Raw genomic sequence first — 20,946 nt, 5'->3', positions numbered from 1 at the left:
GCTCAGCATTCCCACTCGGAACGGCTAAACAGGTAGCCCTTGCCCCACACGGTCTTGATCTTGCGCGCCTCGCCGGCATGGTCGTCGAACTTGCGGCGCAGCTTGGAGATGGCCACGTCTACCGAGCGGTCGGTGCCGTTGAACTCGATCCCGCGCAGGCGTTGCAGGATCTGATCGCGGCTGAGCACTTCACCGGCATGCCGCGCCAACACCACCAGCAGGTTGTATTCGCCGCTGGACAGCTCCACCGGCTGCTCACGCCACACCACGGTGCGCTCCGACAGGTCGATGCACAGGTTGCCCATGTGGATCTGATCGTTGGCCACCTGGGGCTCCGACAAACTGCTGCGCCGCAGCAAGGTGCGCACGCGGGCCAATAGCACGCGCGGCTCGCAGGGTTTGGTCACATAGTCGTCGGCGCCCATTTCCAGACCCAACACCTGGTCGTGGCTGTCGTCGCGAGCGGTGAGCATCAGGATCGGCAGCCCTGCCGAATCGGCGCGCAGCAGGCGGCACACTTGCAGGCCGTCGAGCCCCGGCAGCATGAGGTCGAGGATCACCAAGTCCGGCGGATTGAGGCGTGCGCGTTCCCGTACGTGGTCGCCACGGCTGAGCACACTGACGTGATAGCCATTGCGCTCCAGGTAGCTGGCAATCAGCTCCGAGAGTGCGGCGTCGTCTTCCACCAGGAGGATGTTGGGCATGAAGGTGTTTCCAAAAAATACAGTGATAGGTCGTACACAAATCCAATGTGGGAGGAGGCTTGCCTCCGTTGGCGGTGCTTCAGATGCAGAGTCGTTGACTGATTCACCGCTACCGGGGGCAAGCCCCCTCCCACATTGGATCGTCAGTTTTTGCAAGGTTGTGCAAGGATATACGCCCTCGGCGCCCCGCGCGCCGCACCTTACATTTCTTCACAGACCACCTACACAGCTTCACAGCACCGCGGCGCAGGTGAACTTAGGATGCGCCAGTCACTATTGGGATAAGAGCATGTCGAAGAATCTGTTTGCGCCGTTTTGCCTGTTGGCCCTGACGCTAGCCCTGAGTGCTTGTGACAAATCAGCCGCCGAAGCGCCGGAAATGCCCCTGGCCAAAGTGCGCATCGAAACCCTTGAGGCCAAGCCTCTGTCCATCACCAGCGAGCTGAGCGGACGCATCGCCGCGCCGCGTGTTGCCGAAGTACGCGCCCGGGTGGCCGGCGTGGTGATGCAGCGGGTATTCAAGGAAGGCCACGACGTCAAACAGGGCGACGTACTGTTTCGCATCGACCCGGCCCCGTTCAAGGCCGATCTCGACAGCGCCCAGGCCAACCTGAGCAAGGCCCAAGCCAACGCGTTCCAGGCACGCCTGCAAGAGCAGCGCTACAGCCAATTGGTGGAAGGCAACGCCATCAGCGGCCAGGACTACGACAACGCCCGCGCCAACCTGCGCCAGACCAACGCCGAAGTCGCCGCCAATAAAGCCGCCGTCGAACGCGCCAAGTTGAACCTGGGATATGCCACTGTGACGGCCCCAATTTCCGGGCGTATTGGCCGGGCGCTGGTGACCGAAGGCGCACTGGTCGGCCAGAACGAGGCCACGCCCCTGGCGATCATCCAGCAACTGGACCCGATTCACGCTGACCTCACTCAATCCACCCGCGAACTGAACGACCTGCGCCGCGCCTTTCGCGCCGGCAGCTTGAAGCAGGTCGGTCAGGACCAGGCCAAGGCCACGCTGATCCAGGACGACGGCAGCCTGTATCCGCTGCCGGGCAAATTGCTCTTCGCCGACATCAGCGTCGACCCCGGCACCGGGCAGATCATTCTGCGCAGCGAGTTCCCCAACCCGGACCTCGACCTGTTGCCCGGCAGCTTCGTGCGGGTGCGCCTGGAGCAAGCGGTCGACAAACAAGGCATCAGCGTGCCGCAACGCGCTATCAGCCGTGACAGTGCTGGTATCCCGATGGTGCTGCTGGTGGATGCCGAGCAGACCGTCAGCCAGCAACCGGTGCAATTGGGTGCGGTGATCAACGATCGCTGGATCGTCAGCAGCGGCCTCAAGCCCGGTGATCGCATCGTCGTCGAAGGCCTGCAACACGCGCGCCCCGGTGAAAAAGTCCAGGTAGACGACAGCCCGACGCCACTCGCTCAGGCTTCCGGCCAATAAGGATTATTCGACCATGCCGCAGTTCTTTATTGACCGCCCGATCTTCGCCTGGGTGGTTGCCCTGTTTATCCTTTTGGCCGGTTTACTCGCCATCCCGCAGTTGCCGGTGGCCCAGTACCCCAACGTGGCGCCGCCGAAAGTCGAGATCTACGCGGTGTACCCCGGCGCCTCGGCCCAGACCCTGGATGAAAGCGTGGTCAGCCTGATCGAGCAGGAGCTTAACGGCGCCGATCACTTGCTGTACTTCGAATCCCAGAGCAGCCTGGGTTCGGCCACCATCACCGCCACCTTCCAACCCGGCACAGACCCGGAAATGGCCCAGGTCGATGTGCAGAACAGGCTCAAGGCCGTGGAGCCACGCCTGCCCCAGGCGGTGACCCAGCAAGGCTTGCAGGTAGAAAAAGTCTCCGCGGGTTTCCTGCTGCTGGTGACCTTGACCTCCAGTGACGGCAAGCTCGATGACGTAGCGCTCAGCGATTACCTCGCGCGCAACGTAATGAACGAACTCAAGCGCCTGGACGGCGTGGGCAAGGCGCAGTTGTACGGCGCCGAACGGGCCATGCGCATCTGGATCGACCCGCAGAAGCTGATCGGTTTCAACCTGACCCCGGCCGACGTCAACGCCGCGATCAGCGCGCAGAACGCCCAGGTTTCCGCTGGCAGTATTGGTGATTTGCCGGGCACCAAGACCCAGGAAATTACGGCGGCTATCCTGGTCAAGGGCCAGCTTTCCACCCCGGCGGAGTTCGCGGACATCGTGCTCAAGGCCAATCCGGACGGTTCCACCGTTCGCGTCGGCGACGTGGCGCGGGTAGAAATCGGCAGCCAGGAATACCAGTTCTCCACGCGCCTGAACGGCAAGCCATCCACCGCCGTCAGCGTGCAACTGGCGCCCGGTGCCAACGCGCTGAACACCGCGACCCTGGTGCGGGCGAAGATGGATGAGCTGTCACGCTACTTCCCGGCCAATGTGGAATACAAGATTCCGTACGACACCTCGCCCTTCGTCAAAGTCTCGATCACCAAGGTGGTCTACACCTTGCTGGAGGCCATGGCGCTGGTGTTTGCGGTGATGTTCCTGTTCCTGCAGAACGTGCGCTACACGCTGATCCCCACCCTGGTGGTGCCGATTGCGCTGATGGGCACCTTTGCCACGATGCTGTTGCTGGGTTTCTCGATCAACGTGCTGACCATGTTCGGCATGGTGCTGGCCATCGGCATTTTGGTGGACGATGCGATTGTGGTGGTGGAGAACGTCGAACGGATCATGGTCACCGAGGGCCTCTCGCCCAAGGACGCGACGAAGAAAGCCATGGGCCAAATCACCGGCGCCATCGTCGGCATTACCCTGGTGCTGGTGGCGGTGTTCCTGCCGATGGCGTTCATGGCGGGCTCAGTGGGGGTGATTTACCAGCAGTTCTCGCTGTCGATGGCCACTTCGATCCTGTTCTCGGCATTCCTCGCCCTGACCTTGACCCCGGCCTTGTGCGCCACCCTGCTCAAGCCGATTGCCAAGGGCGAGCACCATGCCAAGGGCGGTTTCTTCGGCTGGTTCAACAAACGCTTCGAGCAACTCACCGACCGCTATGAAGGCTGGGTGGCCTATGCCCTCAAGCGCAGCGGCCGCTACCTGCTGATCTACCTGGTACTGCTGGTGGGCCTGGGCCTGATGTTCATGCGCCTGCCCGCCTCGTTCCTGCCGGTGGAAGACCAGGGCTATACCATCACCGATATTCAGCTGCCGCCGGGCGCGAGCAAAAACCGCACGGTGCAGGTCGCCGAGCAGATCGAAGCGCACAACGCCGAGGAGCCTGGGGTGGGTGACACCACCATGATCATGGGCTTCAGCTTCTCCGGTTCGGGGCAGAACGCCGCGTTGGCGTTTACCACCTTGAAGGATTGGTCCGAGCGCAGCAGCGAGGATTCGGCCGCATCGATTGCTGAGCGGGCCAATATGGCGTTCAGCGAATTGAAAGACGCGATTGCGTACTCAGTGCTGCCACCACCAGTGGACGGCCTGGGCACGTCCAGCGGTTTCGAGTTCCGCCTGCAGGACCGCGGTGGCGTCGGCCATGCAGCGTTGATGGCAGCGCGCAGCGAGTTGCTGGCGGCAGCCGAGAAAAGCCCAATCCTGGCCAACGTGCGCGAAAGCGCCCTGGCCGAAGCACCGCAAGTGCAGTTGGAAGTGGACCGTAAGCAAGCCAACGCCTTGGGCGTGTCGTTTGCGGATGTGGGTAATGTGCTGTCGTCGGCGATTGGCTCGGCCTACGTCAACGACTTCCCCAACCAGGGCCGCATGCAGCGCGTGGTGGTGCAGGCCGAAGGCGACCAGCGCAGCCAGGTGGCGGACCTGATGAAAATCAACGTGCGTAATAACGCCGGAAAAATGGTGCCGCTGTCAGCATTTGTCGAAGCCAAATGGACCCAGGGCCCGGCGCAACTGACGCGGTATAACGGCTACCCTGCCATCGCCATTTCCGGCGAGGCAGCCCCCGGGCACAGCACCGGCGAGGCGATGGAGGAAATCCAGCGCCTGGTCAGCCAACTGCCAGCGGGCCTGGGTCAGGAATGGACCGGGCTGTCGTTGCAGGAACGCTTGTCCGGCGCACAGGCACCGATCCTGCTGGGCCTGTCGCTGCTGATCGTGTTCCTGTGCCTGGCCGCGCTGTATGAAAGCTGGTCGATCCCGACCTCGGTGTTGCTGGTGGTGCCACTGGGCGTGCTCGGCGCAGTGCTGGCGGTAACCTTGCGCGGTATGCCCAACGATGTGTTTTTCAAGGTCGGCTTGATCACCATCATCGGCCTGTCGGCGAAGAACGCGATCCTGATCATCGAGTTCGCCAAGGACCTGTATGACCAGGGTGAAGACCTGATCGAAGCCACGTTGAAGGCTGCGCGCTTGCGCCTGCGGCCGATCATCATGACCTCGCTGGCGTTTATTCTCGGCGTGGTGCCATTGGCGATTGCCACCGGGGCCAGTTCGGCAAGCCAGCAGGCGATTGGTACGGGCGTGATTGGCGGGATGATTACCGCGACGTTGGCGGTGGTGTTTGTGCCGGTGTTCTTTGTGGTGGTGATGACGCTGGTGCGCAAAAAGCGCTGATGCGAACAGCCGGCGGGTTGTAGCGAGCCACCCGCTCGCTACAAAAAATGCGCTAAGGTGCTCACAGGTAACCATCTGTGAGCCACCATGCCCTTCCTCGCCCGTACCCACCCTCGCCTCTCCGCCGCCGCCGTACTGGGTCTTGCCGCAGGCATCCTGATGCCCGCCGAAACACTCATCAGCAAAATCCTGATCGGCTGGAACGCTGGGGTCTGGACCTACCTGGTGCTGATGCTGTGGCTGACCAGCCGCGCCAAGGCCGAAGACGTCAAACGCATCGCCGAAGTCGAGGACGAAAACGCCGGGCTGGTGCTGTTCATGGTGTGCATCGCCGCCATCGCGAGCCTGGCGACCATTACTTTCGAATTGGTGGGCAGCAAGGAGTTGGCCACCGGGCAACGCCTGTTGCACTACGGTTTCACCGGGCTGACGGTCATCGGCTCATGGCTGCTGATCGGGGTGATTTTCAGCGTGCATTACGCCCGGCTCTATTACACCTGGACAGGCAAGGAACCGGCGCTGCGTTTCGCCGAAGGGTTGCTCACGCCCAACTACTGGGACTTCCTGTACTTCTCCTTCACCATCGGCGTGGCCGTGCAGACCTCGGATGTGGGCGTCGCCACCCGTGGCCTGCGCAAGGTTGTACTGGCGCAGTCGTTGATCGGCTTTCTGTTCAACACCGCGATACTGGGGTTCTCGATCAATATCGCCGCCGGCCTGTTCGGCTAGCCTTGCACAAACCTTCTAGACGCTCTTTAGCGGATGGGCGCCAATAGCCTCACTTATTCCTCAACGGTGATGTATGGCCGCGCACAATTGGATCGACCTGTCTCAGGACGCCGACACTGGCATCGAGACCCTGCGCGCGCACTTTGAAGGCCATGCCTATGACCCCCATTGGCATGACAGCTACCTGATCGGCGTCACCGAACAAGGCGTGCAGCAATTCAACTGCCGCCGTGCCCGCCACAACAGCGTGCCCGGCCAGGTTTTTTTGGTGGAGCCTGGCGAAGTGCATGACGGCGACGCGCCCACGGCTGACGGCTTCACCTACCACATGCTGTACCTCGACCCACAGTGGCTGGCGCGGGAAGTGAGTGCGGTATTTGAAGAAGCGCCGGTCAACAGTCAATTGGGCTTCGCCAGCACCCTGGCCAACGATCCACGCCTGGCGCTGTCCACCAGCCAAGCCTTCCAGACACTGCACAGCGGTGAACTGCGCATCGTGCGGCAACGGGCAATGGACCACTTGCTGGAATGCCTCACCGACCAACTCTACTGGCGCACCCGCTACCGCGAAGATCCGCGCCTGCCGCGGGTGGCCCACAAGGCGCGGGAATACCTGCATGACCACCTGCATCAGGACGTGGGCATGGACGAACTGGCCCTGGCCTGCGGCGTCGACCGCTTTCGTCTGAGTCGCGCCTTCAAAAGCGCTTTCGGCCTGCCGCCCCATGCCTACCTGGTGCAACTGCGCCTGGCCCGCGCGCGCCACTTGCTGGGCAAGGGCGCGCAACCGGCCGATGTGGCGATTGCCTTGGGCTTCGCCGATCAAAGTCACTTGGGCCGCTGGTTCGTGCGCGCCTATGGCCTGACACCGGCGGCGTACCGCAAGCGCTGCTCAAACGTTCCAGACAGCTAAGTCACGGGCTTGCAAGGATGGACACCACTGATCTGTTCACTGGAGTCCCGTCCCATGCTGTCTACCTTACTGCCCTTCGCGTTATTTGCCTTCGTCGCCTCCATTACGCCCGGCCCCACCAACATCCTGGTGCTGAGCAACAGTGCCCGCTATGGCCTGCGGGCGGCATTGCCGATCATCCTCGGGGCTTGTGCCGGTGCAGCGGGCATTGTGCTGATAGTGGGTTCGGGGTTCGGTGAGTCGCTGATTCATCTGCCCAAGGTACAAGCCACCCTGCAGTGGGTCGGCGTCGCATGGCTTAGCTACCTCGCCTGGCAGATTTTCAGTGCGCCCGCCCAGGCCGTTGAGCGCGATGCATCCCACAAGCGCCTGGGCCTGCTCGGCGCCGCCAGCCTGCAACTGGTCAACCCCAAGACCTGGATGATGGCGTTGGCGGTGGTCAGTGTGTTTACGGGGCAAGGAGATGGGCGTCAGGCGCATGTGCTGACCCTGTCCCTGATGTTTTTTGTGGTGTCCCTGCCGTGTCTTGGCATGTGGGCGATGCTGGGCGCCGGATCGACCCGGCTGCTGGGCTCGGCCAGGGCCATGCAACGGTTCAATCGGTTGATGGCGATCTTATTGCTGATGTCGGCCTGGATGAGTGTGTGGACACAGGGCTAGAACCGACGAATGGCAGAGCGAACCTGTTAGTTCTGACAGTTGCCAACCCTGCTCTTATAGCGCGCAATAGCTTCACCCATAGGGATTCATCGGAGCTGGCGAGATGCCTGGACAGAGTACGTTGATCAACAATTTGCTGCGCAACGGCAACTTCAGCAAATTTGGCGCCGACTGGACCACGCAAGACAGCGTGGACTACTCACGCCAGTATTGCCGCGTACTCACCGGCCAGGCTTCCCAAGTCATTGACGCCAGTGCCGAAACAACCTATCTGCTCGAGTTCTGGAGCCAGGTCCTGTTTAAAGGTAACGGCACGCTTTCTATCCGTTCCAACGTGCCCGGTGCCGACTTGGAAGTTGAGCTCAACGACTTCCATGTTTGGAGATGGCAGCAAATCAGCTTCACCACTCCACCGGCGACAACCCTCCTCACCGTGGCTATCACCGGCACCAGCGGAGAAGTGTGCGTCGACGAGATGCAACTGACCCTGGATACGGGCATCCCGCCCCGACCTGAGTTGGTGCTTAACGGGGATTTCTCCAACAACATGGATCACTGGAGTACCGAAGGCTCCCCGATCGGCTCCGGCACTCATTTTGACGGTAGTACCTTTCAGTGCACCCTGGGCGGCCGCGCCCGGCAAACCGTCCCTGTCACCGGAGGAAACACCTACGAATTTTCCTTTCGCTCGCGCAGTGATTTTGGCGGGCATGGGTTCTGCCGATTCGAAGTTGAGCCATCCGGCACGTTTGCGGAAATTCGCGTAGATGCGTCGAGCTGGACCACCTATCCAGAGGAACTGGCGATGCCCGCCAGCGCTACCGCGCTAACCATCATTCTTATTGGCATTGATGGCGCAGAATTTTTCGATGATGTCTCGTTGAGACGCAAAGCTTGAGCCTATCCGCAACCACTGCGCCTCCATCCAGGACGTGAACCGGAGTCGCGATCACTATGTAGAGGAGATGTCGCCATGACAGCCGTTCAAGAAATACTCACCCCAAAATCATCCCAAGAGCTTAATCATTTCAAAGGAACAATCGACGGGAAGGACTTTACTGCCACTATGTTTTCCATCTCCAAGACAGCGGACCGATGGACTGTTTCCGGCACTCAAGTCGTCGTTCCGGGTGTCCGTCATAAAATCCAGCTTTCGTTTCCGACGGCTTTAACGGAAGGCGTTTACAAACTGGAAGACGAACGTCATCAGATTAGGCTGACCTATACAACAGATGACTTGTTGGATCCCATCTTTATACGCGGTGATACAGGCCTCATTGACTTGACCACCATAGACCCAGCCAATGATCACGTTGAAGGCGGATTGCTAAACATCCTCACACACGATGATGGAAATCCTGTCTCGACCATCACTGCGTTGTTCAGGGTGCGTTGAGCCCTGAGCGATAACCAAAAGCCACCGCCCAGACACCCAAAAAGGAAGCCGAAGCTTCCTTTTTGGATTACCGCACAGGCTTTTACCAGCTATAGCGCAACCCCACGTTTACGCCCCACGGTTGATCTACATGCTTGCCTTGGCTGTGTTCAAAGTCGCCATGCAACTGCAGGTTCTGCGAGAGCGACACCGCCACACCCGCGCCAAACTCGGCACGCGAGCCCGACAGATCATTCTTGAAGACTTGGCCGTTCACCCGCGCTTTGTTATCGCTGGCAAACTCGTGGGCCACTGCAGCGCGAAGATATGGCTGAACCACACTGCCGTCATTCATGATGAAATCGCGGCCTACCGTCACACCCAATTTACCCAGCACAGAGTGAGTATTTTCACCTTTTGCCTGGAGGCCGTTGTCCAGATCATACTTCTTGCCCTTGACCACCACCGTAGAGGCCTGAGCAAAGGGCTCAATGAAGAACGCGTCATCCAGTTTGATGTGGCGCCCCACTTCCGCCGACGCACCAATACCGTTGGTTCCGTACTTACCTTTAGCCTGGGCACCATCGCTCATGCCGACCTTGGATTCGTTCTCGAAGCGGTTGGCTTTGACCACACCGTCGAAGTAGTAACCGCTGTCCGCATCCATCCACGTCGCATAGAGACCGGCGTAGTAGCTTTTCACTGTTCCGGAGGTGCCACGGCTCAAGTCCAGGTCCGAGGTGCTGTGCCCCGCCATGACACCGACCAGCCAATTGCTGTCTTCGCTCAGCGGTGTATCTGCACCGAGGGAGAACCCGCGCTGAGTCTGTTTGAAACCCGTACCGTTGGCATCAGAGACTGTGTATTTATTGCCATAACTACGAATCCAACCGCCGGCCTGGGCATCATTGTGCCGCAATTCGCCCATGCGACTGCGCAACGAGGTCATCTCGCCGTACCACACGGTAGGCGCGGTATTGAGCAGCGCCAGTACCGAACGCGTGCCCGGGCTGATAGTGCGTGCGCTGGGGTCGAGAAACCAGTCGTTGCCATCCTGCTTAAGGCCATAAGACCAGGCACCGATATCCACGGCGCCTCCCGCCAGAGAGAACTCCGCGTCGCCGCCACCGGTATGCACGATGTGCACGTCACCGGGGGAAACAGGTTCCAAACCGCTGCTGGCCACTAACAAACTGTGTTGGCCGGTAGCTTCCCCGGTGATATTCAGGAAATCGTTCGAGCCGACCGCAAAGTCGGCGCCCATCACGAACGTGCCGTTACCACTGAGGGTGTCCAGGTTCAATTGGTAAAACGCATCGGTCTCACCGAATTTCACCGTACCGCCAGCGAGATCCAGGTCCCCCACCAAGCTGTCACCGGTCAGGTTCCAGAACGACCCATCAGCAATGCTCAACGTGCTGACGTTCAACAAAGCGCCCGTCAACGATGCGTTGTTGTGCAAATTCAAGTTGGCATTGCTGCCAGCTTCAACGATGACATTGCCATTCAAGTGGCTGTTATTGACGTTCATATTGGCCGTCGCACCACCGGTCACTTCCAGCAGGTTGCCGTTGCCGCCGATCAATTGAGAGCCGTTGTTCACCTCGATGGTTGCCGTCGGCACCCGACCCGGCAAGCCGGCGACCAGAATTGCCGCGCCGGTTTGACCTTCGACTGTCGTCTGATCCAGGACCAGTGAGCCATCTTGAGTGGTTCCGGCCACACGGGTAAAACGAACACCATTTTGCTCACCCAACAGCACACTATTCTGGGCAAACGCAGAACCGCCGATTAACAACACGCCGGTGCTGCCGACGGCAGTCCCTTGTACCAGGGAATCCTGCAAATACAGTTCACTGAATTGAGTCGCCGATGCACCCGCTTGTGCGCCCTTTATCGTGCTGTGACTGACGTCTGCACGAGAACCACCCGGCGTCGAGCTATAACGATTGAGTACCAGGCCGATAGATTGGGCACTTTCCAGATGGCTGCCGGAAATGGTCGCGCTGCCGTTGGTCAGCTCCATCGCTGACGCGCCCGCAGCACTGGCTTTAACAGTCGCGGCGTCCAGGCTCACAGTGGAACCTTCCTGGGCAACAATACGTTCAATGGCGCTGCCACTATTCACGGTCAATTGCGCACCCAGGCTAAGGATGGCACCGGTAGTTGCTCCGTTGACGGTCAGGCTGGAGCCGGCCTGCAGCGCCCAGTTTTTTACTGCCTCTCCAGACTCAATAACTTTGGATTCACCTGGGGCGACGACTTCCTGACTTGCCTGGCTTTGTACCGATACGCCCAGCAACAGGCCCAGTGAAGACACCTTGACAGCCGCACTTATGGGGGAAAGTTTAAAAAAATACTTGATGGACATGCTGTAACACTCGCTCTAACTAAATGCCATGAATCAGTGGCATGACTCGTTCCGAAGGAGTGGAGCCAGACCTGTAGAGGCCGCGAGGTTATAGTTGGGGGAGGTAGGCGTAAGTAGGATAAATCTGAAGAGCGCAGAAGAACTGAGTGGTGCAACCGTAGTAAAAAGCACCGAGACACATCATGTCTCGGTGCTTGTCGCACGCCTTGGGTTACGCGGGCGTTCCATCGCAATAGTTATTGGACGTCACCATACGAATCGGAACAACCGCAGGTATCGATCGTGCCGGTGTTCCGGCGATGTCCAGAGAGTATTGGAACCAGAGCGTATTCCACGGCGCGGCGGCACCGACCACTTTGAGATGCGGATCGAACGGTTTGAGTTGGAAGATAAACCCTTTCGCCGCCATCTCCGCGTCCAGCGTAACTGAAGCTGTACCGCGTGTAGCCTCGATAGGGATATCGCCTAGAAGTCCCGTGGAAGCAACAAACTCAACGGTGATTTGTTTTCCATCCGCAAAAAACTCAGAATTGGGCGGAATCCTCACCTCAACATACTTCTCACTCCACGGCGTACCGGCATCTGTCGGCCGCAAGGAATCACAGATAAGCCTGCCTCTAGGATCCATGCTCCAGGGTCCCAAATGGAGAAACTCCGCCGGGTCGAGTTGATGAGTAATGGCGTCGTCCACTTTCACGGACGTGCTATCCGAGTAGTTACTATTGCTTGCCCCGGAGCGGCTCACCCCATAGAACACCGGAATATCGTCGCCATTGCCCCCCGCAGCAATCGCAGTTTTATCTACCTCGATTTCAACCTCAGTGCCAGGCCCATCGCCAGGCCCAACGGTGTATGAGCCTGCCGGGTTCAACTTGCTCCCCCAATACAGCGTAACGACGTCGTCTTCTTCCGGCTCAGGGTCGACAGACCACAAATCGAAGGTGGCCAGGATGGGGCCAACGTGATCGATGTCGGCGGAGTTCAGATAGTTCGTCGTGGGGGCCGACGCGGGGCCGGTGATGGTGACGATGTCCAGGTCTGGGCTAGGCTCGCCCGGAACCGGACCCGGAGGCCCAACAACGCTTAAATCAACACTCACCAGAGTGTCATCGGTCGGAGAATTGGTAGAGCCGGTCCTGATGATGTCATAACTGGCCGTCACCGAAACCGGGCCTTCCTGATCGGCGTACTCGTCCACAATCAGTTGGCCAGGGACCGTGAATTCGAACGGAAAAACCCCGCTTAGAGGCGCCAGAGCGGTGGTCTGGTCGCCCCAATGCAACCTGTATTGATCGCTCGGCTCCCATGCATATTGTGGAATGGCCCCCTTCACGCCGGCCTGCCATGCTTCGATATCCACCATCCCACCAGAGGGTGGTGCAACGATTACAAGAGGATCCAGGTTCAGGTTTGCACTGCGCTTAAGCCTGCGCCCGGTGGGGATTCTGGAAATCTCGCTGTAATTGCCGGCAGCGTCGACGAATTGGTAGTAAGCAAATAAAATGCCATCAGCCATAGCAGCAATGGCTGAAATAGGTACGTTGAACACTGTTCCACCAGCCTCCATGGGTTTGCTGCCCAAAGAGGGCGCATCGTCGGGCGGCTGGATGGCGGTAAGCCAGACCCGGGCCACGGTGTCCCCCGCCTCATAATCCCCATAGCCAGGAATATCAAGCTCAAACCCTCCGGGGTTCAGGTCCAAGGTCTCTTGCGTAATATCAACACCGAGAGGCAATGAAGCCGGCCAAACAACTCTTGCAGGTGCTTCACTCTTACCGGGCGCTTTGTAAGGACCGTACAGATCAATCTTGATCCGTTGTTGGGCAGAGAAGTCTAAATAATCACTGCCCGAACCGGGCTTTACTTTAAACCTGAGATCAAACTCACCATGGCCGAGGGGTGCGATATTGATGGTCACCTGAACGAAAGGTCCCGACGGTTGAACTGGAAAGAAAATGGGATCCAGCGGTATCCAGAAGGCTTGCCCAACCACGCTGAATTCGATCTGCAGTACGTCCCCGTCATCCGGGAACGCCCAGATGGGGCAGTCAACCCTCAAACCGCCATCGCTGTCCAAGTGCGGCCGCCAGATTAAACCGCTTGTACCATTGAGGGCCTGAGGAAAAATCGGCGCAGCCAGGTTGGGGTCTTCCCAGCCCGCCACACTTGCTTTTTTTGAACGGTTAATTGCCATCTCAGTTTCTCCTTGCCAGTAGTAAGGCGCTCAAGAATGACCCGGGTATGTTGTCGGCCGCTCAGCAACCGAAACAGCCGCCAGCCCGTACATAACCAAGTTCAAATCAAGCACGATGAAGAACGATCAATTAATCTTTAATTACCCTTCACAGCCACGAATGGAAACTTCGCTTTTTAGTCCGGACCATCACCACCAGGTCCACAAAACAGTGGCAAACTATGTGATTTACGCCGATCAATTTTTATATAACGAATCGATGAGCTGCCTATGCGATTTTTATTACGCCATACCGTGAACTCAGCATAAGCGCCTGCCTCGTCTTTCATGGGTTTTACATAAGGAACATAAGGCACGACACATTCGTAATAACCCTGAGCGTCATGAGCGGCCGACCAATAATCCACAAACACCTCAGTGGTTTCCGGGATAGGCTGGTTGCCGCCGAAGCCAAGCGTACCCTGCCATTTCAACCGCACTTCGTCCCCTATCTTGATATCGGCATGTTTGAGCACGTGAACACGAACCCCGTCCCAGATGGGTGGGTCGGTGTCACAGTTCAACCAGGCGTTACTGTTTGCATGTGGAAATTCCGGCCGAGGAAATCTAACTGGCGGGGCTATATTTATATTCACCAGTTGACTGGGCGCCAGTTGATCATTCACACCATTACGGGTTCGATAACTCACTGGGAACGCCGGGTTATTGGGTGTTTCAGCAACCACCGACCAGGCAATAGGGGTAAATGTCACCAAGGCCCCTGCTACGTCCCCGGGCTGTACATGATAGGAGGCCACTGGCTCTTCTTTATCTCCCCAATACAAGTCCAACCACTTACCGACACTCGGACCGTCGGGCAGCGCGACGGTCGCCGTGACAGGTTGATCCGAATCACTGAAATCCAAGTGGTTGGCCGTATCGGAAACCGCACCGCGAATCTCGACCCGCTCCAAGTGTCGATTCAACTCATCAGGTGCCTGATCATGATCCACGCCAAAGACCCGGAAGTCGGCATCGACATGCCGCACGGGCGATGGAATGGCCGTCGGAACGCCTGCACGATAAATGAAGTATTGGACCGGTAGATGGGTCTGCAGGTAACCCTTCTGGATCAACGTAGACCACGGCACCGGCACCACTTTCGGAAAACCCTCGACCCCCTCTCTTGCCAGAACAATACTGTCCCAACTGACCACTACCTCGTCTGCCGGATCCCAATCGAAATAGGCTTCAAACCTCACATTGACGCCCGCACGTGCATCCGCGCGATCAATCAGGCCGTCAAATTCGTAGGCAAGGACCTGGGGTGGTTTAAGCCCACTTGGAGACGGTTTCAAATTGATGTAGACGGGCGTAGGCCCCGAATAATTGGTTTGCTGGTTACCTGCCCGGTCACGCAGGCCATAACGAATAAACCGCGGGCCATTCGGTAATTGTCGAAACAAAATAGAAGGCATGGTGACTAGCAACGGATCCTGAACAGTCGTGAGCGTGTACGTATAGTTGGCCTCGAAGGGGTTTGACTCTTCGTTCAATAATAGAAATATCAATATATCGTCATAGGGTTGGGCATCTATATACCTGGGAATACGCAGACCCGTGTTCTCATACTTGCTCAAATACTCTTCAGTGACGCCGTGCTCGATGATCTCGTTGTTTATGAAGGTCGCAGGCTGCAAAGGCCCCGTCCCACCGGGCGGTATCCAGTCCAGTGTGAAGGTCGTGGTATATGGGCAGTGTTCTATGCCGCCGGGTCCGTCAACATAATAGGTAAGGTCATAGGAGCCGCTGATCTTCAGCCAGTTTCCGCCTATGGTCAGCTCCACAGGGAAATCGTCTTCCTGGCTGAGTGGCCCTTCTAATGGAATCGGTGTCAGCGGATAGGCTGGCTCAGGCGTGTGAGGTTGGATGAAGAAGTGGACATAGTCCGTCTCACCCTCTTGGGCAGGGAACCTCCAGATGTTCTTCAACTGAATTTTTATCGGGTGGTACAAAAACTCAGTGGGAATCAATCCGACTGGATCACCCTCAATGGCATCCACTACTACAGCGGCCTCAAGTGACGATACCTGCCCTTCTGAACGGTCGCAGAAGGATTTTTGGGTGGTCTTCGAAAGCGTCATCGTGCGCTCCTTGATGCTCAGACAGACAGGTAGAAAACCATGGCTGGATCAAATTAAGCGCCCATTTCGAACCTCTGGATACTGTCATAAGTAACAGGTAGGCGACCCCTTTCGTCGGATTCCACAGGAGCCTCCCGACGAGCGCCCCCTTGACGCAAGGGTTGTGTTGGTGTTTCCTGAAACCGGTTTCAAGGCAACCTCCAAACTAATAAAAAAGGCTCTACGGTGACTTCCTTTTCCGATGCCCAGCGCTCTCGCGTCACCATGCTCGACGTCGCCCAACACGCCGGTGTATCCAAGGCCAGCGTGTCGCGCTTTATCGGCGACGACCGTGCCCTGCTCTCCGATGCCATTGCCTTGCGCATCGAGCAAGCCATCGAACAGCTCGGCTACCGCCCCAACCAGATGGCCCGTGGCCTGAAACGTGGCCGCACCCGTCTGATCGGCATGCTGGTAGCCGATATCCGCAACCCCTATTCCATTGCCGTGATGCACGGCGTCGAAACCGCCTGCCGCCAGCACGGCTACAGCCTGGTGGTGTGCAACACCGACCGCGACGACGAGCAGGAACGCCAACACCTGGCTGCACTGCGCTCGTACAACATCGAAGGGCTGATCGTGAATACCCTCGGCCATCACCTCGACCAACTGCTGGAACTGCAACGGGAAATGCCTCTGGTGCTGGTGGACCGCAAGGTCGAGCCGCTGCACAGCGACCTGGTGGGGCTGGATAACCCGGCAGCAGTGCGCATGGCGGTGGAGCATCTGGAACAACAGGGTTATCGCGAGGTGTTGCTGGTGAGCGAAGCCGCCGATGGCACCAGTTCAAGGGTAGAACGCTTGGGCAGTTTCAAGGCCGAAATTGCCCGGCGCCCGGCGCTGACCGGCGCGGTGCTGGAGTTGGATGGCAACCTCGAAACCGGCCTAAAGAATTTTCTCGCCAAGCCCGGCCCCAAGGCGGTGTTCTGTGCCAACGGCGTCGCCGCGCTGGCCTCTACTCATGCGCTCAAGACGCTGGGCTGCAACTTGTTTGAAGACGTGGGCCTGATCGCCCTGGATGACCTGGATTGGTATCCGTTGGTGGGCAACGGCATCACCGCCCTCGCCCAGCCTACCGAGGCAATTGGCGCCAGCGCGTTCGACTGCCTGCTCAAGCGCTTGCGCGGTGACGATGCACCCACGCGCACCCTGGACTTCCTGCCACAACTGATCGTTCGCGGTTCTACCCACCGTCGATAATTTTTTTGCACAAAAATGAAACCGGTTTCAGAGGTAAACAACAATGCATAAATACCCCGTCTCCATCAGCCTTTCGAGCTACGGCGCCGACTTGGTCCGCCAGCAAGGCCAGTTGAGTTTTGTCCAGCTATTGGCCGCCGCCGGTGCCCAACGCATCGAGTGGCGAGAAGAGTTGCTGACCGGCGAAAACGCGGCCGAACTCGCCCAGGCCGCTGCCGAAAAAGGGCTGGAAGCCGTGTTCTCATCGCCCCTGGAACTGTGGGTCGCCGGTCGCGCCCAACCCAACGCCGAACTGAACGCGACTCTGGACCGCGCCCAGGCTTTTGGCGCGCGCTGGTTGAAAGTCTCACTCGGTTACTTCACCGACACTAACGATCTGGAAAGCCTGCACGCCCTGCTCAACCGCCACCCGGTCCATCTGTTGGTGGAAAACGACCAGACTCTGCACGGCGGGCGCATCGAGCCCATGCAGCGGTTCTTCACCGAGGTCGAGCGCCTGGGCCTACCGGTGAAAATGACCTTCGACATCGGCAACTGGCAATGGCAGGACCAATCCGCCCTCACCGCTGCCCGCCTGTTGGGCCGACATGTGGACTACCTGCACTGCAAGGCCGTGGCCCGCCGCCCGGACGGCAAGTTGGTAGCGCTGCCGCCTGGCGCCACCGACCTGCACCTGTGGGAACAACTGCTCAAGCACATGACTCAAGGCATTACGCGGGCGGTGGAATTTCCGCTGCAAGGCGATGACCTGATTGATGTCACCGCCCAACAGGTCGCCACCCTTGCCCTGCTCGGCCAACCCCGCCAGGAGAATGCCCATGTCTGAGATCGATATCCTGTCGTTCGGTGAAACCATGGCGATGTTCGTCGCCGAGCAGACCGGTGATTTAGCGCAGGTCAGCCAGTTTCACAAACGCATCGCCGGAGCCGACAGCAATGTCGCCATTGGCCTGTCGCGCCTGGGCTTCAACGTGGCCTGGCTGAGCCGGGTAGGCAACGACTCCCTCGGCCGCTACGTGGTCGACACCCTGCAAAAGGAAGGCCTGGATTGCCGGAATGTGGCCGTCGACCCGCTGCACCCCACCGGCTTTCAGTTCAAGTCCCGCGAAGAAGCCGGCGCCGATCCCCAGGTGGAGTATTTCCGCAAAGGCTCGGCTGCCAGCCATTTGTCCATCGCCGCCATCAGCCCGGCGCTGCTGCAAGCCCGTCATTTGCACGCCACCGGGATTCCGCCGGCGTTGTCCGAGGCCACCGGTGAACTGTCCGTCGAGTTGATGACCCAGATGCGCAAGGCCGGGCGCAGCGTGTCATTCGACCCGAACCTGCGGCCGTCGCTGTGGGCCAGCCAAGCCCAGATGATCCGCCAGATCAACGCCCTCGCCGGCCTGGCCGATTGGGTGTTGCCGGGCTTGAGCGAAGGCCGCCTGCTTACCGGTTTCGACGACCCGGCCGACATCGCCGCGTTCTACCTGGACCAGGGCGCCGAAGCCGTGGCCATCAAGCTCGGCCCGGACGGCGCCTACTACCGCACCCACCTGGACCAAGGCTTCGTCGCCGCCGTACAGGTGGACAAGGTCGTGGACACCGTCGGCGCCGGCGATGGGTTTGCCGTGGGCATGATCAGTGCCCTGCTGGAAAACCTGAGTTTCCCCGAGGCGGTACAGCGCGGTAACTGGATCGGCAGCCGCGCCGTGCAAAGCCGTGGCGATATGGAAGGCCTGCCCACCCGCGCCGAATTACCCACCCGATCCGTTGCGTGACCCACACCCTGTTGCCACAACTACAACAAGCTCAGGAGCAACCTTATGGAAACCGTGAAATTCGCCACCCGTCGTTGGTGGTACATCATGCCCATCGTTTTTATCACCTACAGCCTGGCCTATCTGGACCGCGCCAACTACGGCTTCGCCGCCGCCTCCGGGATGGCCGAAGACTTGATGATTACTCCCGGCATGTCGTCGTTGCTGGGCGCACTGTTTTTCCTCGGCTACTTTTTCTTCCAGGTGCCGGGGGCGATCTACGCGCAGAAGCGCAGTGTTAAAAAACTGATTTTCGTCAGCCTGATCCTCTGGGGCGGCCTGGCCACCCTGACCGGCGTGGTGTCCAACGCCTACATGCTGATCGTTATTCGTTTCATGCTCGGCGTGGTCGAAGCCGCAGTGATGCCGGCGATGCTGGTGTACCTGTGCCACTGGTTCACCCGCGCCGAACGATCGCGGGCCAACACCTTCCTGATCCTCGGCAACCCGGTGACCATGCTGTGGATGTCGGTGGTGTCGGGTTACCTGGTGCAGCATTTCAGCTGGCGTTGGATGTTTATCATCGAAGGCCTGCCCGCGGTGCTGTGGGCGTTTATCTGGTGGAAGCTGGCCGATGAGCGTCCCAAGGATGCCAAGTGGCTGAGCGACAGCGAAAAGCACAGCCTGGAAACCGCCCTCGCCGCCGAACAGGTGGGCATTAAAGCGGTTAAAAATTACGCCGAAGCGTTCCGCTCCCCCAAGGTGATCATCCTGGCGCTGCAGTTCTTCTGCTGGAGCATCGGCGTGTACGGCTTTGTGCTGTGGCTGCCGTCGATCCTCAAGGCCGGTTTGCAGATGGACATGGTCGAAGCAGGCTGGCTGTCGGCACTGCCGTACCTGGCGGCAGTGATCGGCATGCTGGTGGTGAGCTGGGGGTCGGACAAACTGCAAAAACGTAAACGCTTTGTATGGCCGCCGCTATTGATTGCCTCCATCGCGTTCTATGCCTCCTACGTACTCGGCGCCGAACACTTCTGGTGGTCCTACACCCTGCTGGTGATTGCCGGGGCCTGCATGTATGCGCCTTATGGACCATTTTTCGCGATCGTCCCGGAAATCCTGCCCGCCAACGTCGCCGGCGGCGCCATGGCGCTGATCAACAGCATGGGCGCGCTCGGCTCGTTCGGCGGTTCGTACCTGGTGGGCTACCTCAATAGCAGCACGGGTTCACCCGGCGCTTCGTACCTGCTGATGAGCGGTGCGTTGATGCTGGCGGTGGTGCTGACGATTTTCCTCAAGCCAGGCGCCAGCGACCGTGAGCGCGTGCCCCTGCAAACCCTCGAATTGAAGGTAAAAGCCCAATGAAAAAGTCTGTGGTGTTGTACAAGAAACTCTCCGCGCCGCTGATGGCCCGCCTGCATGAACAGGCCGAGGTCACGCTGATCGAAGCCCTGGACGACACCGGCCTGGCCAAGCTGCGCGACGCCCTGCCGACCGCCCATGGCCTGCTGGGCGCGAGCCTGCGCCTGGATGCCAAATTGCTGGATCTGGCGCCTCACCTGGAGGCGGTAGCCAGCGTGTCGGTCGGGGTCGACAACTACGACATCGACTACCTGACCCAACGCGGCATCCTGCTCAGCAACACGCCGGACGTGCTGACCGAAACCACCGCCGACACCGGCTTCGCGCTGATCCTCGCCACCGCCCGGCGCGTGGTGGAACTGGCTGATATGGTGCGCGCCGGCCAATGGAACAAAAACATCGGCCCCTCGCACTTTGGCAGCGATGTGCACGGCAAGACCCTGGGCATCATCGGCATGGGCCGCATCGGCGAAGCCCTGGCCCAGCGCGGGCATTTTGGCTTTGGCATGCCGGTGATCTACCACAGCCATTCGCCCAAGCCGGCGGTGGAACAACGCTTTGGCGCGCAATACCGCAGCTTGAACGACTTGCTGGAGCAAGCCGATTTTGTCTGCCTGACGTTGCCGCTTACAGCTGAAACCGAAAAACTGATCGGCGCGCAAGAGTTTGCGCGGATGGGGCCCGAGACGATCTTCATCAATATCTCGCGGGGCAAGGTGGTCGACGAAGCGGCGCTGGTCGAGGCATTGCAGCAGCGCACAATTCGGGCAGCGGGGCTGGATGTGTTCGAAAAGGAACCGCTGGATCATGGCTCGCCGTTGCTGCGTTTGAACAACGTGGTGGCAACCCCGCATATCGGCTCGGCGACCCATGAGACGCGGGAGGCGATGGCCACCTGTGCGGTGGATAATCTGCTGGCGGCATTGGCGGGCGAACGGCCAAAAAACCTGGTGAACCCAGATGCCTGGAAACACTAGTTTCTAACAC

16 protein-coding genes are annotated in these 20,946 nt (G+C 59.3%); 12 read left to right on the top strand and 4 right to left on the bottom strand.

Annotation, left to right across the window (positions count from 1 at the left end; genetic code table 11):
• Positions 1-2: 2 nt before the first annotated feature.
• Positions 3-704: a response regulator transcription factor gene (locus ACEN2T_RS15990; protein WP_032886904.1), complete on the bottom strand. Its 702-nt coding sequence runs from the start codon at positions 702-704 to the stop codon at positions 3-5.
• A gap of 289 nt (positions 705-993) precedes the next feature.
• Between ACEN2T_RS15990 and ACEN2T_RS15985 the strand changes: the two genes are divergently transcribed.
• The 7 genes from ACEN2T_RS15985 to ACEN2T_RS15955 all read left to right on the top strand — a co-directional run bounded on the left by ACEN2T_RS15985 (position 994) and on the right by ACEN2T_RS15955 (position 8,952).
• Positions 994-2,151 carry an efflux RND transporter periplasmic adaptor subunit gene (locus ACEN2T_RS15985; RefSeq protein ID WP_095185883.1) on the top strand — a complete coding sequence of 386 codons (1,158 nt, stop codon included), beginning with the start codon at positions 994-996 and terminating at the stop codon, positions 2,149-2,151.
• A 13-nt stretch (positions 2,152-2,164) separates the two neighbouring features.
• Complete coding sequence (locus tag ACEN2T_RS15980) at positions 2,165-5,254, top strand: multidrug efflux RND transporter permease subunit (protein ID WP_442116984.1); 3,090 nt, start codon at positions 2,165-2,167, stop codon at positions 5,252-5,254.
• An 87-nt stretch (positions 5,255-5,341) separates the two neighbouring features.
• Positions 5,342-5,983 (top strand): DUF1345 domain-containing protein, encoded by a 642-nt coding sequence (locus tag ACEN2T_RS15975; protein WP_442116983.1) that lies wholly within the window; start codon positions 5,342-5,344, stop codon positions 5,981-5,983.
• A gap of 73 nt (positions 5,984-6,056) precedes the next feature.
• Positions 6,057-6,896 carry an AraC family transcriptional regulator gene (locus ACEN2T_RS15970; RefSeq protein WP_032887015.1) on the top strand — a complete coding sequence of 280 codons (840 nt, stop codon included), beginning with the start codon at positions 6,057-6,059 and terminating at the stop codon, positions 6,894-6,896.
• A gap of 54 nt (positions 6,897-6,950) precedes the next feature.
• Positions 6,951-7,556, top strand: coding sequence for a LysE family translocator (locus tag ACEN2T_RS15965; RefSeq protein ID WP_442116982.1), 606 nt, complete (start codon positions 6,951-6,953; stop codon positions 7,554-7,556).
• Between the two features lie 121 nt (positions 7,557-7,677).
• Positions 7,678-8,454, top strand: a complete 777-nt coding sequence (locus ACEN2T_RS15960) for a hypothetical protein (RefSeq protein ID WP_143521245.1) — start codon at positions 7,678-7,680, stop codon at positions 8,452-8,454.
• 75 nt (positions 8,455-8,529) lie between these two features.
• Complete coding sequence (locus ACEN2T_RS15955) at positions 8,530-8,952, top strand: hypothetical protein (protein WP_442116981.1); 423 nt, start codon at positions 8,530-8,532, stop codon at positions 8,950-8,952.
• 82 nt (positions 8,953-9,034) lie between these two features.
• Here ACEN2T_RS15955 and ACEN2T_RS15950 read toward each other — a convergent pair whose 3' ends face one another.
• The 3 genes from ACEN2T_RS15950 to ACEN2T_RS15940 form a co-directional block, all read right to left on the bottom strand.
• The gene (locus tag ACEN2T_RS15950) at positions 9,035-11,302 is read right to left on the bottom strand and encodes an autotransporter outer membrane beta-barrel domain-containing protein (protein ID WP_442116980.1); all 2,268 of its coding nucleotides are present in this window, start codon (positions 11,300-11,302) and stop codon (positions 9,035-9,037) included.
• A 211-nt stretch (positions 11,303-11,513) separates the two neighbouring features.
• A complete protein-coding gene (locus ACEN2T_RS15945) occupies positions 11,514-13,496 on the bottom strand; it encodes a hypothetical protein (protein WP_442116979.1) in 1,983 nt (660 codons plus the stop codon).
• A 176-nt stretch (positions 13,497-13,672) separates the two neighbouring features.
• Positions 13,673-15,619, bottom strand: coding sequence for a hypothetical protein (locus ACEN2T_RS15940; RefSeq protein WP_442116978.1), 1,947 nt, complete (start codon positions 15,617-15,619; stop codon positions 13,673-13,675).
• Between the two features lie 225 nt (positions 15,620-15,844).
• Between ACEN2T_RS15940 and ACEN2T_RS15935 the strand changes: the two genes are divergently transcribed.
• Genes ACEN2T_RS15935 through ACEN2T_RS15915 form a run of 5 tightly spaced genes read left to right on the top strand, consistent with a single transcriptional unit; the run spans position 15,845 to position 20,936 of the window.
• Positions 15,845-16,858, top strand: a complete 1,014-nt coding sequence (locus ACEN2T_RS15935) for a LacI family DNA-binding transcriptional regulator (RefSeq protein WP_442116977.1) — start codon at positions 15,845-15,847, stop codon at positions 16,856-16,858.
• 43 nt (positions 16,859-16,901) lie between these two features.
• Positions 16,902-17,684: a sugar phosphate isomerase/epimerase family protein gene (locus ACEN2T_RS15930; protein ID WP_095185893.1), complete on the top strand. Its 783-nt coding sequence runs from the start codon at positions 16,902-16,904 to the stop codon at positions 17,682-17,684.
• Positions 17,677-18,618, top strand: a complete 942-nt coding sequence (locus ACEN2T_RS15925; protein WP_095185894.1) for a sugar kinase — start codon at positions 17,677-17,679, stop codon at positions 18,616-18,618. The genes ACEN2T_RS15930 and ACEN2T_RS15925 overlap by 8 nt, the downstream gene beginning before the upstream one ends.
• A 45-nt stretch (positions 18,619-18,663) precedes the next feature.
• Positions 18,664-19,962 carry an MFS transporter gene (locus ACEN2T_RS15920; RefSeq protein ID WP_032887028.1) on the top strand — a complete coding sequence of 433 codons (1,299 nt, stop codon included), beginning with the start codon at positions 18,664-18,666 and terminating at the stop codon, positions 19,960-19,962.
• The gene (locus ACEN2T_RS15915; protein ID WP_032887030.1) at positions 19,959-20,936 is read left to right on the top strand and encodes a 2-hydroxyacid dehydrogenase; all 978 of its coding nucleotides are present in this window, start codon (positions 19,959-19,961) and stop codon (positions 20,934-20,936) included. The genes ACEN2T_RS15920 and ACEN2T_RS15915 overlap by 4 nt, the downstream gene beginning before the upstream one ends.
• Positions 20,937-20,946 lie beyond the last annotated feature (10 nt).

Origin of the sequence: Pseudomonas sp. W22_MBD1_FP4, from assembly GCF_052113765.1 — a bacterium.
GTDB classification, from domain to species: Bacteria; Pseudomonadota; Gammaproteobacteria; order Pseudomonadales; family Pseudomonadaceae; genus Aquipseudomonas; species Aquipseudomonas sivasensis.
The sequence above is the reverse complement of the archived record's forward strand: the minus strand, read 5'-3'. Positions and strand labels throughout refer to the sequence as shown.